This is a genomic window from Chitinimonas naiadis, from assembly GCF_054780835.1.
This window is the reverse complement of the sequence record NZ_BAAGVO010000002.1, coordinates 190440-205622: the sequence shown is the minus strand read 5'-3', so window position 1 is coordinate 205622 and position 15183 is coordinate 190440. Positions and strand designations below refer to the sequence as shown.

At 62.5% G+C, this 15183-nt stretch carries 14 protein-coding genes; 9 read left to right on the top strand and 5 right to left on the bottom strand.

From position 1 onward, the window contains the following. The first annotated feature begins 8 nt into the window (after positions 1–8). The 4 genes from ACYVHK_RS03285 to ACYVHK_RS03270 all read left to right on the top strand — a co-directional run bounded on the left by ACYVHK_RS03285 (position 9) and on the right by ACYVHK_RS03270 (position 7428). Positions 9–2693: a nitrate reductase gene (locus ACYVHK_RS03285; RefSeq protein ID WP_460527552.1), complete on the top strand. Its 2685-nt coding sequence runs from the start codon at positions 9–11 to the stop codon at positions 2691–2693. A gap of 34 nt (positions 2694–2727) precedes the next feature. Beyond that, the gene (cobA, locus tag ACYVHK_RS03280; RefSeq protein WP_460527550.1) at positions 2728–3471 is read left to right on the top strand and encodes a uroporphyrinogen-III C-methyltransferase; all 744 of its coding nucleotides are present in this window, start codon (positions 2728–2730) and stop codon (positions 3469–3471) included. A gap of 154 nt (positions 3472–3625) precedes the next feature. Then, positions 3626–4618, top strand: a complete 993-nt coding sequence (gene moaA, locus ACYVHK_RS03275; RefSeq protein WP_460527548.1) for a GTP 3',8-cyclase MoaA — start codon at positions 3626–3628, stop codon at positions 4616–4618. 590 nt (positions 4619–5208) lie between these two features. Then, positions 5209–7428 (top strand): TonB-dependent receptor, encoded by a 2220-nt coding sequence (locus ACYVHK_RS03270; RefSeq protein WP_460527546.1) that lies wholly within the window; start codon positions 5209–5211, stop codon positions 7426–7428. 113 nt (positions 7429–7541) lie between these two features. On the opposite strand, the gene ACYVHK_RS03265 is transcribed toward ACYVHK_RS03270, so the two are convergent. Then, on the bottom strand, positions 7542–8543 hold the full coding sequence (locus ACYVHK_RS03265) for an LLM class flavin-dependent oxidoreductase (protein WP_460527544.1): 1002 nt from the start codon (positions 8541–8543) through the stop codon (positions 7542–7544). Positions 8544–8661: 118 nt separating this feature from the next. Between ACYVHK_RS03265 and ACYVHK_RS03260 the strand changes: the two genes are divergently transcribed. Further along, entirely contained in the window at positions 8662–9267 is a 606-nt protein-coding gene (locus ACYVHK_RS03260) for a TetR/AcrR family transcriptional regulator (protein ID WP_460527542.1), read from the top strand. Positions 9268–9307: 40 nt separating this feature from the next. On the opposite strand, the gene ACYVHK_RS03255 is transcribed toward ACYVHK_RS03260, so the two are convergent. The 3 genes from ACYVHK_RS03255 to ACYVHK_RS03245 form a co-directional block, all read right to left on the bottom strand. Next, complete coding sequence (locus tag ACYVHK_RS03255; protein ID WP_460527540.1) at positions 9308–9997, bottom strand: J domain-containing protein; 690 nt, start codon at positions 9995–9997, stop codon at positions 9308–9310. Positions 9998–10057: 60 nt separating this feature from the next. Continuing rightward, a complete protein-coding gene (locus ACYVHK_RS03250; protein WP_460527538.1) occupies positions 10058–10735 on the bottom strand; it encodes a DnaJ domain-containing protein in 678 nt (225 codons plus the stop codon). Positions 10736–10896: 161 nt separating this feature from the next. Continuing rightward, entirely contained in the window at positions 10897–11202 is a 306-nt protein-coding gene (locus ACYVHK_RS03245; protein ID WP_460527536.1) for a hypothetical protein, read from the bottom strand. Positions 11203–11493: 291 nt separating this feature from the next. On the opposite strand from ACYVHK_RS03245, the gene ACYVHK_RS03240 reads away from it, so the two are divergent. The 4 genes from ACYVHK_RS03240 (at position 11494) to ACYVHK_RS03225 (ending at position 14231) form a co-directional block, all read left to right on the top strand. Further along, a complete protein-coding gene (locus tag ACYVHK_RS03240; protein ID WP_460527534.1) occupies positions 11494–11724 on the top strand; it encodes a hypothetical protein in 231 nt (76 codons plus the stop codon). 80 nt (positions 11725–11804) lie between these two features. Continuing rightward, positions 11805–12533 (top strand): substrate-binding periplasmic protein, encoded by a 729-nt coding sequence (locus ACYVHK_RS03235; protein WP_460527532.1) that lies wholly within the window; start codon positions 11805–11807, stop codon positions 12531–12533. Positions 12534–12635: 102 nt separating this feature from the next. Continuing rightward, positions 12636–12788, top strand: a complete 153-nt coding sequence (locus tag ACYVHK_RS03230) for a DUF3309 family protein (RefSeq protein ID WP_460527530.1) — start codon at positions 12636–12638, stop codon at positions 12786–12788. Between the two features lie 69 nt (positions 12789–12857). Then, positions 12858–14231: a sensor histidine kinase gene (locus ACYVHK_RS03225; RefSeq protein WP_460527528.1), complete on the top strand. Its 1374-nt coding sequence runs from the start codon at positions 12858–12860 to the stop codon at positions 14229–14231. Here the strand turns inward: ACYVHK_RS03225 and ACYVHK_RS03220 are convergent. Then, a complete protein-coding gene (locus ACYVHK_RS03220; RefSeq protein ID WP_460527525.1) occupies positions 14224–15078 on the bottom strand; it encodes a hypothetical protein in 855 nt (284 codons plus the stop codon). The genes ACYVHK_RS03225 and ACYVHK_RS03220 overlap by 8 nt on opposite strands. Positions 15079–15183: the final 105 nt, after the last annotated feature.

Here is a 15183-nt window from a genome sequence, read left to right as displayed (position 1 = left end):
CGGTCGCGATGAAAACAGTCACCCCTTCCACCTGTTGCTATTGCGGCGTCGGCTGCGGTGTTCTGATCGAAAGCGAAAACGGTCGCATTACCGGTGTGCAGGGTGACCCGACCCATCCGGCCAACTTTGGCCGCCTCTGCACCAAGGGCATGACGCTACCGCTGACCGCAGCCAGCCAGACCGGCCGCGCCTTGCAGCCAGAAATGCGGCTGACGCGTGACGCAGCGCGTCAGCAGGTGGACTGGGATGGTGCGCTCGATACGGTCGCGGAACGCTTTGCCGACATCATCCGCCACCACGGCCCCGATGCCGTGGCGTTCTATGTCTCCGGTCAGTTGCTGACCGAGGACTACTACGTCTTCAACAAGCTGGCGAAGGGGTTGATCGGTACCAACAATATCGATACCAACTCTCGGCTGTGCATGTCGAGTGCAGTAACCGCCTACAAACTCGCGCTGGGTGCCGATGGCCCACCGACCTGCTATGAGGACCTGGACCTTGCCGAGTGCGTGCTGTTCGCCGGCAGCAATATGGCCTACGCCCACCCGGTGCTGTTCCGCAGGCTGGAAACCGCCCGCACCACGCGCAGCAATGTGAAGTGGATCGTGATTGACCCACGCCGCACCGATACGGCGGCCATGGCCGACCTGCACCTGCAGATACAGCCGGGTACCGACGTCGCGCTGTTCAACGGCATGCTGCACCACCTGATCTGGGAGGGCCTGCTGGACGAGCGCTTTATCGATGACCACACCAAGGACTTCCAGGCGCTCAAGCAACTGCTGCGCGACTACACACCGCGCATGGCTGCCGAGTTATGCGGCATCGCGGTCAATGACCTGATCACCGCCGCCGAGTGGTTCGGCCGCAGCCCCTCCTCGCTGTCGCTGTATTGCATGGGGCTGAACCAGTCTGCCCACGGTACCGACAAGAACCTGGCGCTTATCAACCTGCACCTCGCCACCGGCCAGATCGGCAAGCCCGGTGCCGGCCCGTTCTCGCTGACCGGCCAGCCCAATGCCATGGGCGGCCGCGAGGTCGGCGGCATGGCCACGATGCTGGCCGCCCACCGGGATATCCAGAACCCGCAACACCGCGATGAAGTAGCCGCCCTCTGGGGCGTGGACAGCCTGTCGTCGGAACCCGGCCTGCCCGCCGTCGCGCTGTTTGAAGCCCTGCACAGCGGCAAGGTCAAGGCGGTGTATATCGCCTGCACCAACCCGGCCCACTCCATGCCCGACCTGGGCCCGGTGCGGGAGGCGCTGAGCCGTGCCGAATTCGTGGTCGTGCAGGAGGCCTTCAGTCAGACCGACACCGTGCCATTCGCCGATGTGCTGCTACCCGCCAGCAGCTGGGGTGAGAAGAACGGTACCGTCACCAATTCCGAGCGGCGCATCTCCCGTGTGCGGGCTGCCGTACCGGCCCCTGGGGATGCCCGCCACGACTGGTGGATTGCGGCGGAGCTGGGCCGCAAGCTCGAAGCACTGCTGCGACCGGGTCGCCCTAGCCTGTTCCCCTACGAGACGCCGCAGACCATCTTCGATGAACACCGGCAGTTGACCGTGGGCCGTGATCTCGATATCGGCGGCTTGTCCTATACGCTGCTGGAAAGCCATGGCCCGCAGCAGTGGCCGCTGCCGGAGGGCGACCATATCGGCCAGGCCCGCCGCTATACCTACGGCCAGTTCGCCACGCCGCACGGCCGGGCGGTATTTCATGCCACCGCCTACAAGCCCCTGGCGGAGCCGACGAACGCCCGCTATCCCTTCCATCTCCTGACCGGCCGCCTGCGCGACCAGTGGCATGGCATGAGCCGTACCGGTCGGGTGCCGCAACTCTTTGCCCACTCGACCGAGCCCAGCGTGACCATGCATCCGCAAGACGCCGAGCGGCGTGGCTACCAGGCCGGCCAGTTGATGAATGTCAGCAGCAAGCGTGGCGGTCTGGTCCTGCCCCTGGCGATATCGGACGAAGTGCCCAGTGGCAGTGTCTTCGCCGCCATGCACTGGAACGGGCAGTTCCTCAACTCGGGTGGGATCAACGAGGCCAGCATCGGCAAGGTGGATGCACGTTCCTTTCAGCCGGAGCTCAAGCACGCCGCGGTTCGCGTGGAACCCGCCGCCCTGCCCTGGCGCGCCGTAGTTGCCTGTCGCAGCCACGATGTCCTTGCCTTGCAAGGCAAGGTACAGCCGCTGCTGCAAGCCTGCGGCTATGCTGCCCTGAGCTTGCAGGGCCGGGATGTCCTGGTGATACGCGCCGCCGCCGAAGCAGCACTCGAAGGCTGGTTGGAACGCCTGTTCGCCTTGCTGGACATGACACCCGGTCCGGACGTACTCGAGTACCGCGATGCGCGCCGCGGCATGGTAAAGCGCGCTGCCTGGCACAACAGCACCCTGCATGGCTTTGTATTTGCCGGCGATACGCAAGGTAGCGACAGCCTGCTGGCCAACCTGCTGGAGGGTGTTGCATGGGAAGGTCCGCGTCTGTCGGTATTCGCCCCGCGCCAGGCAGATGCCGGCCCGCGTGACCGGGTGCTGTGCAACTGCAAGCAGGTCAAGGAATCGCAGATCCGGCTGATGGTGCAGCAAGGCGCCCATCTCGATGAACTCAAGTCCACGCTGGGCTGCGGTACCGTCTGCGGCTCCTGCCTGCCGGAACTCAAGCGCCTGTGCGCGACCCCGGTCGCCGCCTAGGCTGGCCAATCGACCCATCTGAAGGGATAGGACCATGACCAAAGGCAAGGTAATCCTGCTCGGCGCCGGCCCGGGCGACCTGGAGCTCCTGACCCTGAAAGCCGCCCGCGCCCTCGCACAGGCCGAGATACTGCTGCTCGATGAGCTGGCCAATGCCCACATCTGCAGTCTCGCGCCCCTGGCCCGGGTGATCCGGGTCGGCAAACGCGGTGGTTGCAAATCCACCCCGCAGGATTTCATCCAGCGGCTCATGCGCCGTTATGCCCTGCAGGGTCGCCGTGTCGTGCGGGTCAAAGGGGGCGAAGTACTGCTGTTCGGTAGGGCTGGCGAGGAGATCCGCTTTCTGCAGGACGCCGGCGTGGCGGTCGAGATCATCAACGGCATCAGCTCAGGCCTTGCCGCAGCTGGCAGTCTGGGGATATCGCTGACGCACCGCGATCATTGCCAGGGGGTAACCTTCGTGACTGCACACGCCCAGGACGGCAGCGAGCCCGACTGGCAGGCGCTGGCCGCCACCGGGACTACGCTGGTGATCTACATGGGCATGGGCCGTATTGGCCAGATCTGCGAAGGCCTATTGCGCAGCCTGCCGGCCCATACGCCAGCCGCCGTGGTGCAGTGGGCGAGTACCCCGCAGGAGCAGCGGCTTGTAAGCAATCTGGGGACTTTGCCGACTAAGGCCAGACAAGCCGGTATGGCAAGCCCGGCCATTATTCTGGTGGGCAAGGCCATCGGCGAGGCGGCCAGCCTCCCGGCGCAGCAGATGCAGGCCGCGTGAACGCTGCCAAGCCTTGCCGGTCGGAGTACCATGTGGTTGGGACTGTCGATGGCCCGGCCGCCGGATGGCGGCGCTGTGGGTTCCACCAACTGACTATACTGAACGGATACGGCACACTTGCCCTTGTAGCCCGACCTAGGCACCCTGGCGGATCATGATTACCCCACTCAACCCGCTGATAGATCGCTTCCAGCGCCGCATCACCTACCTGCGCCTTTCGGTGACGGACCGATGCGACCTGCGCTGCAGCTATTGCATCCCCAAAGGGTTCAAGGACTTTGAGGAGCCTGCGCACTGGCTGACCTTCGACGAGATCGAACGCGTGGTCGGCCTGTTCGCGCAACTTGGGGTCAGCCGGGTCCGCTTGACCGGTGGCGAGCCATTGCTCCGGCACAAGCTGCCGGACCTGGCGGCACGTCTGTCCGCCTTGCCTGGACTGGATGACCTGTCCCTCTCGACCAATGCCACCCAGCTGGCGCGCCATGCGGCCGACTTGCGCGCGGCCGGCGTACACAGGCTCAATATCAGCCTCGACAGCCTTTCCCGCGAACGCGTGGCCAAGGTCAGTGGCCGCGATAGCCTGCCCAGCGTGCTGGCGGGGCTCAAAGCTGCCGATGAGGCCGGCTTCGAACGTATCAAGATCAATATGGTGGCGATGCGCGGCGTGAATGAGGCCGATATCGTACCGATGGCCGAATTCTGTCTGGAGCGCGGCTATACCCTGCGGCTGATCGAAGCCATGCCCATGGGTGATACCGGCCGCAATACCGAGTATCTGGATCTTGGGCCGGTGCGCGAACAACTGGCCGACCGCTTTGGCCTGGTGCCTCGAGCCATCGAGATGGATGGTGGCCCGGCCCGCTACTGGAGCACGCCGGATGGTCGCGGCCAGATTGGCTTCATCACCCCCATCAGCCAGCATTTCTGCGCCACCTGCAACCGGGTGCGCATGTCGGTCGACGGCACGCTCTACCTGTGCCTGGGTCAGGATGAAAAACTGGAACTGCGCCCCCTGCTGCGTGACGGCGTCGACGACGCTACCCTGATCGCCGCTCTCCGCGACGCCATCGAACTCAAACCCGAGCGCCATACCTTTGTCGAACGACCCGAGAAGATCGTTCGCTTCATGTCGCTCACCGGCGGGTAGCCGGGGCGTCCTGGCAGATTTCTCCTCCGCATTACCGTTAGCACAGGCGCCCGACAGTCCCGCAAGGAGGAGGCCGGCGTTGTAAGCTGGCGGGACGCCAGCAACAACTGCCGCTCAGCCGTGGGCTAACCATTGGCGTTACTCGACCTCCCGGCATCCTGATCTATTCCTACTCCCCCCGAGCTCTGCACGCACAGGTTCTAGGCGCTAAAGCGCCAAGAACTCTGGCAGCCTCGCCGCCGCAAGGGAGTCTCGCTGCGCTCGTGGGTTCACAGAACTAGCGCCCACTAGCACCGCAGCAAGTTGCCCCAGGTACCAGTTACCTCGCCCCCTCACCTCCTTATGCAACTATCTCGATCAGTTGATTCGCCTAATTTATGAACAAAAATAATAACGATTCTTATTTGCAAACAATATTTACAACTCTAGAATGTCGCCCTTGTGTCTGCGCCGTGCCTCTGCCGCGCCAGCCGTACTTCAAATCAGAACCCGATCACGTTGCTACACCCTGCCTTCCGTGCGCCCTTGCCGGGTTGCCGTGGGCGCGTGGCGTGGTGGCAAACCGGTCATACACTTGGGAGAACCCGCTAATGCAACACGCCCCCCGTTTCCGCCCACTGGCGATCGCCATCCCCCTGATCCTGGCCGGCCTGCCTGCGCTGGCCGAGCAGACCAGCGCCGACCCCATCGTCGTAACTGGCGCCCGCACCCCCATCAAAATCAGCGATCTGCCGCGCAGCGCCTGGATCGTCAGTGGCGATGAGATTGCCGCCCAGGTCAAGGGTGGCGTGCCGCTCAAGGAACTGCTGGGTCAACTGGTACCTAGCCTGGATATCGGCCCACAGGGTCGGACCAACTACGGCCAGAATCTGCGTGGTCGCAATGTGCTGGTGATGATCGACGGCGTCTCGCTGAACAGCTCACGCGGCGTGAGTCGCCAGTTCGACGCCATCGACCCCTACAACATCGAGCGTATCGAAGTCCTGTCCGGCGCGAGTTCGGTCTACGGTGGCGGCGCAACCGGTGGCGTGGTCAATATCGTGACCAAGCGTGGTGAGGCCGGCCTGAAGTTCAATACAGAGTTAAGCCTGCGCAGCGGCTTCGAAACCAGCGAAGATCATGACTGGCGCATCGCCCAGTCCATCAGCGCTGGTAACGACATGATCGCCGGCCGGTTGGGCGTGGCCTACCAGAAGAACGGCGCCGCCTTCGATGCCGCCGGCAAGCGAGTCACGCCGGACATTACCCAGACCGACCTGCAATACAACCGCTCGGTCGACGTACTGGGCAGCCTGGATTTCAAGCTACCGGCCGGCCAGAGCCTCAAGCTCACCGCGCAGTACTATGACTCGGGCTACGATGGCAGCAAGGCCCTATATCTCGGCCCCAACCTCGCCGGCGCCCTGGGTGGCAAGCCACAATTGCTGGAAGTGCGGGATGGTTTTGAGTCGGATATCACGCCGACCACCAAGCGCGCCATGGCGATGTTCGACTACCACCTGCCCCAGGTGCTCGGCGGCCAGGATCTCTATATACAAGGCTCGGCCCGCAGCGAGAAGCTGGACTTCTACCCGTTCCCCGGCACCTATAACGTCGCCGGCGTCGGTACAGTGCCTTACTACAGCACTTCTCGCCAGAATACCGAGGCCCAGGCGCTGAAGGCGGTGCTGTTCAAGCGCTTTGGCGACGTCAAGCTGAGCTACGGCCTGGACCTGGACCATGAGAAGTTCGAAGCCAACCAGGTGCTGTTCAATGCCGCGCAAGGCTTTGCCAGCGGTGGCATGAAGCTGGTTCGCATGGGCGAGATCGGTCGCTACCCCGGTTTTGAAGTGGATGGTCGCTCCCTGTTTGCCCAGGCCGATTGGAAGCTGGCCGAGCAATGGAGCCTGAGCGCCGGCCTGCGCCATCAGAAGATGGACGTGTCAGTGGCGGACTTCGTCGCCTCGCAGCAGCAGGTCCTGATCGCCAGCGGCGTGGGCAAGTCGGCCGCCGCCATCGCCGGAGGCGAGAACGACTACTCGGTCACCCTGCCCAACGCCGGGGTGATCTTCCGCCTCGACGGCAACAGCCAGGGTTGGCTCAACTACTCGGAAGGCTTTGACCTGCCCGATCCGGCCAAGTACTACGGCCAAGGCCGTTACACCCTGGTCGGCGGCAAGGCTGGCACCTGGAACCTGGTCAACGGCGTCAGCATCGCCGGCTCACCGCTGGCAGGCATCAAGACCCATCAGCTAGAAACCGGCTGGCGCAGCAAGCTCGGTGGCTTCAGCGGCCAGGTCGCAGCCTTCTACGCCTGGTCCGACAAGAACATCCAGTTCCTGTCCTCCACGCTGGCTATCAACGTGATCGATCAGGACACCCGCAACTACGGCCTTGAAGGCGAGCTGAGCTATCGCTTAGACAAGCAGTGGAAACTGGGCGGCAATTTCCTGGTAATCCGTTCGCAGGAAAAGAAGAACGGTGACTGGCAGAAGCAGGCCGTCACCACCTCCAGTCCCAACAAGCTGACCGCCTACGGCAGCTGGAACAGCGGCCCGATCGGTATGCGCCTGCAGGCGGTCAAGAGTTTTGGCCTGAGCGACCCGAGCAATGCCCGCCTGGATGGCTACACCACGGCGGATCTGCTGGGCAGCTATACGCTGTCCCGCGGTACCGTAAATTTCGGCGTGCAGAATCTGTTCGACCGCCAGTACGCAACCATCTGGGGCCAACGCGCCAAGGTCTTCTACGGCAGCCTGGTGGCACCGGCCACGGTGGACTTCCAGGGCCGGGGGCGTACCTACGCCCTCACTTACAGCCTGGACTACTGATCGCGCACCCCGTGACCAGCGTGATCCCGCCATGGCGGGATCACGACCCGGCAATGAAGACCTGGCCATAAGCCAGGTCTTTTTCATGTGGGCGCAAGAGGCCGTACAGTCCCTCAGCGCACCGCCGCCAGCTCCGCATGGATATCGGCCACGATCTCGAAGGTACGCAAACGCGCGGCATGGTCATAGATATTGGCCGTCAGGATCAGTTCATCGGCACCAGTCCGTGCCATCACATCCTGCAATTGCTGGCGAACCGTTGCCCGCGAGCCCACGGCGGCGAGGGCCAATGCCCGGTCCACGCCAAGGTTCTCACCCGGCTGCCAGTAGTCCGCCATGCTCTTGATCGGTGCTTGTATCTTGCCGGGCGTACCACGCCGTAGGTTGGTGAACTGCTGCTGCAGCGAGGTGAACAGGAAGCGCGCTTCCTCGTCCGTATCGGCCGCCACGACGCTCAGGCCGACCATGGCGTATGGCTCCGCCAGTTGCTTCGAGGGACGGAACTGGTCACGGTATAGCTGCAGCGCCTGCATCAGATAGTCAGGCGCGAAGTGGGAGGCAAACGCGAACGGCAAGCCCATGGCTGCCGCAAGCTGGGCACTGAACAGGCTGGAGCCCAGCAACCAGATCGGTACATTCAGGCCACCGCCCGGTACCGCCTGTATGGCCTGGCCGGGTCGCACCGGCCCCAGCAGCGCCTGCAGTTCCTGCACATCCTGCGGGAAGGTATCCCCGCTTGCCATCATGTCGCGCCGTAAGGCACGGGCCGTCCCCATGTCGGTACCCGGCGCACGCCCCAGCCCGAGATCGATCCGTCCCGGATGGAGTGATTCCAGCGTGCCGAACTGCTCGGCGATCACCAGTGGGGAGTGGTTGGGCAGCATGATGCCGCCCGAGCCCACCCGTATGCGCTGCGTGCCTGCCGCCACGTGGGCGATCACCACCGCCGTCGCCGCGCTGGCGATGCCGGTCATATTGTGGTGCTCCGCCAGCCAGTAGCGGTGATAGCCCCAGCGCTCGGCGTGCTGGGCCAGATCCAGCGTATTGCGTAGCGCATCAGCCGGTGTGGCACCCTGCACCACGGGGGATAGATCGAGGACGGAAAAGGGGATCAAGACGGGCACCTCTGCGTAGACGGAATATATCTATAACAGTCGTTATATTTATAACGATCTTGCATTCCCGGGGCATCGTCAAGGAAAATATACCAATCGTTACAGAAATGGATGGCAGATGAACAAGCGAGGCCGCCCAACGAGCTTTGACCGCGACGATGCGCTGCGCAAGGCCATGAAGGTGTTCTGGGAGTACGGCTACGAAGGCGCCAGCATGAACCAGCTCAAGGAAGCCATGGGCGGACTGTGCGCGCCCAGCATCTATGCCGCCTTTGGCTCCAAGGAGGCGCTGTTCCGCGAGGCAGTGGCCCGCTATCAGGCGGAGGAGAGCCCGCTCTGGCTCGACGCCCTGCAACAGGCGACCGCACGGGGTGCCATCGAGACCATGCTGCGCAGTGCCGCCATCTGTTATTCCACACCGGGTAAGCCGCGGGGTTGCCTGATTGATCTGGATATCAGAAGTACCACGACAGATAGCCACGGCGTACAGGCCTACCTGCGCGAATGTCGACGGAATTCAGCCGACCGCCTGCGCCAGCGACTGCTGCAAGGCCAGGCCGATGGCGACGTCCCGCAACAGGCCGATATCGAGGCGCTGACGGCCTTCTATACGACGGTACTGCAAGGCCTGTCGGTACAGGCCAGCGACGGCGCTTCGCGCGAGGCGATGCTGACCGTCGTGGCGTGCGCCATGGGTGCGTGGCAAGGCATGGTGCCGGCCTGAGCCCCGCTTGTCACGGGGTGGCACCCTACCTGCCGCGGGCTTACTTTACGCGCTCACCATGATAGACCTGCTTCGGCAAGAGATTGCCTTTGGCAGCCTGAGGCAACTCGACATCGTCGATCTCCCTGATCCGTGCATCCAGCCAGTCATGCTCTCGTCTCAACAGCTCGATCTCACGCGCCTCATTCTCAGCTTCCTGGCCTTCCAGCGGGTGTCCATCCCGAGCCCTCACAGCGCGGCTGCCCAGCTCGTAACTCACAGCCATCTGGCGGTTATAGTGCTCGGTCCGTTCGGAATACTTGGTCTGCGCATTCCCATAATTCACTCCCTTTTCCGCAGATGCACTTGCCGACGCCTGCTCCCCCGAGGTGGAACCCGGCGCGGTCACCGGTAGACGGACGGGCGAAGGTCGGTTGACCCACCAGGCAATACCGCCAATCGGCAAGATGAGCGCAGCCAGCAGCCCCACCCAGCGTAGGGCCTTGCCCGGCTCTGCGGCAGGGCCGGCCACCGCCTTCGTTCCGCCGTGCTGGCGCAGTTCCGCATCGTAAGCGCTGCGACGTACAGGGTCGGTCAGGACCGCATGGGCTTCCTGCAGCGCAACCAGGCTGTCTTGCTGTCCACCCGAAGACTGATAGAGGCGCAACATCTGTTTATAGGCCGCATCAATCTGGCTGACCGTAGCATCCAGGCGCAAATCGAGCAGGCTGTAATGAGATTTTTTTTGCATGGAGATGGGGTAAGGAGATTGATCGGTGTCGCAACCATACAGAGGATATGTCGGCGTCCGTCAGGATTGTGGGGCTGCATAGAACTGTTCGGGCATCTTGATGCCCCGCCGCGCCTGTTCCATTTCCGTATGCGCGATGGCATCCAGTCGAGCCAGTATCCACTCACGCTCGGGCTTGAGCAGCTCGGCTTCCCGCTTGTCAGACTCCAGGAAGCTGTAGCCCTCGCCTTCCTCCACCTTCTTTCTACCTCGCGCAAACTCGGCAAAGTACTGGTTGATCACCGCCAGCCGGGCCATCAACCGGTCACGCTCCAGGGTTTTCTGGTACACGAACTCGGTCGCCTGGGCACTGACAGGGGCGCTCACTTCTTCTACTGCAATGGCTTGGGTTTTGGGCGGTCGAGCAGGACGGTTGATCCACCAGGCCGTCACCACCAGCGGCAAGGCCAGTATGGCCAGCAGCGCCAGCCAACGCAGCGCCTTGCCTGACTCAGCCGGTGCTGCACCACGCCCGTTGGCGGCAGCGCCGGTCTTGCTGGGCTTGAGTGAGCCATTGTACGAAGCACGCCTGCTCGGATCAGTCAGGACAGCATGGGCGTCCTTCAGCTCTGCAAGACGATGGGGGTTGGCACCTGAAGATTGATAGAGCCTCAGCATTTGCTGGCAAGCAGCCTCGATCTGCTTGGTCGTTGCATCCGGGCGCAAGCCCAACAAGTCGTAATAGGATTCCTGCTGCATGGGATATGGATAAGGTATGTGAACGAGAATCAGCATTATTGCATTGCGCAGACCGCTGACGGACGAGGATGACGGCAGATGGTAAAAAGGCCACAGACTGTTGTCTGCGGCCCTTTCTGTGTCGCGGCGGGGGACTCCACATCCCCTGCGTCAACGCGGCGCTACCACATGCGCCCACGGTATTGCTTGCGCTCGCGCTGTTCCTCTGCCTGCTTCAGCTTCCAGCCATCATGCGCCATACCGAGCGCCGCAAGCACCGCCATGACCTGCACGATACCTTCAAGCCAGTTCCGGTAGCCGGTCATCCAGGCGATGGCAATGCAGCCAGCGCCCGCACAGACAACGGCCAGGGCCTTGCTGTGGCGCCATAGCCTGAAGGCGGCATAACCACCGGCAGCCACGATCAGGATGACTCCGAGACCCAGCATCAGGAGGTCGGGAGAGACGGGTAAAACAGGCGCAGACATGATCTTCCAGTGAGTTCCGGTGAGCTTTGAGCGCCGGATTCTAGCGGAAGTTCAGTATCATTTTATAAAATGGTTATATATCAGTCGGTTACCTGGACACTTTTGCCCGAAATCAGCTGGTTACGATGATTCGGCGCTCAGTTTTTGCCATGCGATACCGCGAAAGGGTGCCCTCAACGGCCACGCAACGATCACGGAGAAACATCGAAATGCCACGTGAAGGCCGTCACAAAGTTGGCGGGGTTGTGGTAACCCGCCTGCAGGGCGACCATCCGTCACGCTGCAGGCTTGTTGTTCGATGGCATATCGCGCCGCAAGCAGCTTGCGCTGGCGCAGTTAGTCACCCACGTTCTGACCGAAACGACTCTTGAAGTGCCGTTGCAGGGTGTGCTGGTGCATGCCGGCCTCCAGCGCAATTTCCGCCAGTTGCCATTGATCCGCATCACCACTGCCATCCTGTACGTCCCCGACGATCAGGCCCCATCGTTTTCCCCAGCCTGCGCCAGCAGGTTCGTGAGGTAACCATCTAGACGCATCGCCCCTACGCCTTCTCCACCCGGTGCTATGTTTAAGGGAACATGGAGCATGCCCGGGGAGAGGCAATGCATCGTATCCTCGCATGCCTTTCGGCCTTTGCCCTGCTGCCCCTGGCTGCAGTCGCGGCGGACGTCGTCACCCTCACCAATGGCGAATGGCCCCCCTATCTCTCCGAGCGCGCCGCCGGCAACGGCATCGCCTCGCGCATCGTCCGCGATGCCTTCGCGCAGGAAGGCATTGAGGTCCGGTATGTCTTCCGCCCCTGGCGTCGGGCTTATCTCGAAGCCGCCAGCGGGCAGTACGATGGCACCCTGGTCTGGACCTACGGTGAGGCACGTGCCCAGCGCTTCTATTTCAGTGACACCGTGTTCGAGGGCAAGTCAGTTTTCTTCCATCTCAAGAGCTATGCCTTCAACTGGGTGAGCTTTGACGACCTTGCCAGCCAGCGCATCGGTGGCGCGCTGGGTTATGAGTACGAATTCGAAAACCGGCCGGGCATCGTAGTCCAGCGTGCCGATACCGAGATCGAGAACTTCCGGAAACTGCTGGCCGGGCGGATCGACATCTTCCCCTCCGAGATCAACGCCGGTTACGCCATCCTGCAAAAGCACTTCACCGCAGCGGAACAAGCCCGCATCACCTACCACGCCAAGGCCTATAACGTCGTGAGCTATCACTTGCTACTGAACCGGAAGAGCCAGCGCAATGTTCGCTTGCTGGCTGCGTTCAACCGCGGCCTGAGCACGCTCAAAAGCAAAGGCCTGTATGGTGGCTACTTCGCGGCAGCAAGGTAGGAGGCCGGCAGGGTGAATGGCCGGCCGGCCCGGCTGCTGTCACACGGGAATATGAATTGCCATGGAGTTTGAGGACACCCCCGTCCTTACCGGAAGATTCCCATGAGCCTCATACTGCTGATAGTCCTGATCCTGTTACTGATCGGTGCCGTGCCGGCCTGGCCACATAGCCGCGAATGGGGCTACGGCCCGAGCAGCGGCCTGGGCCTGATCGTCGTGATACTTGTCGTACTGCTGCTGTTGGGTCACATTTAGCGGCCAGCAAAGCTGGCCCAGCCATGACAAGAACAAAGGTGGGATGCCACCCGGGAACGAGGAAAACGCATGCCAGCTCCGCGGCGTGGAATAACGACGTCGGTCTTCTTTTGCCTGGGCCTGTGCGTGGCGATCAGCCTCTTGCTGATTTCCGAGCAGGCCCACAAGCGGCTTGCCCAGGTCAACCAGGAGTTCATCGAATCGGTCGAGGCGAAAGGCCTGCTGCGCGAACTCTATGGTGCGGTATCCGAATCGCAGGCTGGCATACGCGGCTACTACATCACACGGCGGACCGAATATCTGCGGGCGCGCTTCATGGCGGCCAATCGCATGGATCAGATCATGAAGCGGCTGGAGGAAATCTGGCGAGACAGCAATCAGCAACGCGCCCGATTGCAGACTCTGCGCGGCCTGATCACCCGCGAGATTGCGATCCTGAACGATACCCAAGCGACGTTCGACAAGGAGGGTCGCCAGGCTGCCGTGACCGTCGATGGGGTCAACCTGTCCTTTGACATGGGTCAGACCATCAAGCGGGAAATCGAAGCCACGCTCGCCAATGAGGCGGATCACTACCGGGAGCGGGTCTGGAGCTGGCAATCGAGCGTTACGTCGAATCGCATCGGCATCTGGATCATCTCGGCGGTCAATGTCACGCTGCTACTGCTGTTGTTCATCCGGGCGCGTCACGAACGCCAACGCGACGTCGAGGCGGAACAGAGCAGTGCGACGCGCCAGGCGATTCTCGAGCAGGAGGTCGCGCAACGCACCCTCTTGCTGTCGGAGCTGGCCAGCAGCCTGCAACTGGAGCAAGAACGCGAAAAAGGCCGCATCGCCAAGGAAATCCGCAGTTCACTGGGCGAACTCGTCATCAACGCCCGCATGCTGAGCAACAAACTGCTGACCCAGCCAGAGCAGGACAGCACACAACGGGCCGAGTCCTTGCGCCAGATCATCCAGCAGCTGGATCGCTCGCTGGTCATCAAGCAACAGATGATCGAAGAACTGCACCCCTCCGCCCTGGATCGCAAGGACCTCGTCAGTGCCCTGCAGTCCTACGTCGAGCAGGTATGCCAGTCGCAGCACATTACCGCCATCCTGACCCTGCCCGAAGCCCTGCCGGACATTCCGGAAGAAGTCAGCATCGCCTTCTTCCGCATCAGTCAGCAGGCGCTCAGCAATATCCTCAAATATGCCAAGGCGGACCATCTCTGGCTCACGCTGAAGGACACCGGCGACGGTTGGCAGCTGCGCATCGAAGACAACGGCATCGGGTTCACCGACGCCGCCCTGAGCAATACCGCCTCGCACGGGATGGCACGCATGAATCAGCGTGCCATCATCCTGCTGGGCAGCTTCGAGGTCAGTGCCCGCAACGAAGGCGGTACCGTGCTCGATATCTGGCTACCCCGGCAGCGTCTGGTGTTCCGCTCCTTCAGCTGACGCCCGAATGCCGTCTCGGCAAGGTCTTGGCCAAGCCATAGGCGTAACGCCGGCCGGCATGGGTGCCCAGCATGCCGCCTACCCCTGCCATGACACAGCTGCCGGCGATTGACAGCAGCATCGCCGCGCTGATTTCGTTCAAGACCTCCGAGGTATGCTTCGCCTCCTCCCTGGCCTGGGAAGAAGCACGCTCGGGCGTACCTGCCAGTATCAGGGCCTGATCCACCAGGCTGGCCGAGCGGTATTCAGGGAAGCCGATCATGCGCACCATATAGGCCACCGCCTGCTCCCGCTCACCCGCCTCGATCAATATCTGCCACTCATGGATCTTGTGGGTATTGAGGTTGGAGATGGCGGCTCCCTCGCTGGATAACCGCAACAATGCCTCCAACCGGTTGCCCAGCAAGGCACCCTTGATCGGGGTATCGACCAGGGCGCCCCGTGTCGCCAGCAAGGGAACGTTGTTGAAAATCCCCCCCAGCAGAAAACTCGTAGCGGTGCTCGTGAGGCACGCCATCAAGGTCAGGCTGACCGCCCAGGTCAACAGTCCATAGATCAAACCCTGCTGCTTGCGCCGCAGCTGGGCCAGGCTGGCCGCGATAAAGCCCCCGCAGAAGACCGTCAGCAGCAGGCAAAAGCCCTGCCATACGATCAGCAGCCGCGGCATGGCCGGCAGCGTATCGGCCGTGCTGCCCATACCGCTGGACAGGCCGACCACCAGGCCGCACAGGGACAAGAACAACTGGATACCCTGGCCAAAGGCAACCCCAGCTGCAATGGCAGACCACGCTACCCCGGCCGGGCCCGAGGCCAGGAGCCCGGATGATTCATTCGTTTCGTCGTTCAAGATCATTTCTCTTGGCTAAGCGGCGATTTGCCAGCACCCGCAGGTCGGAACTACGCCAGATCATGCTAGCAGGCTTCCTCTCCAATCCAAGCGATGATGCCAGCT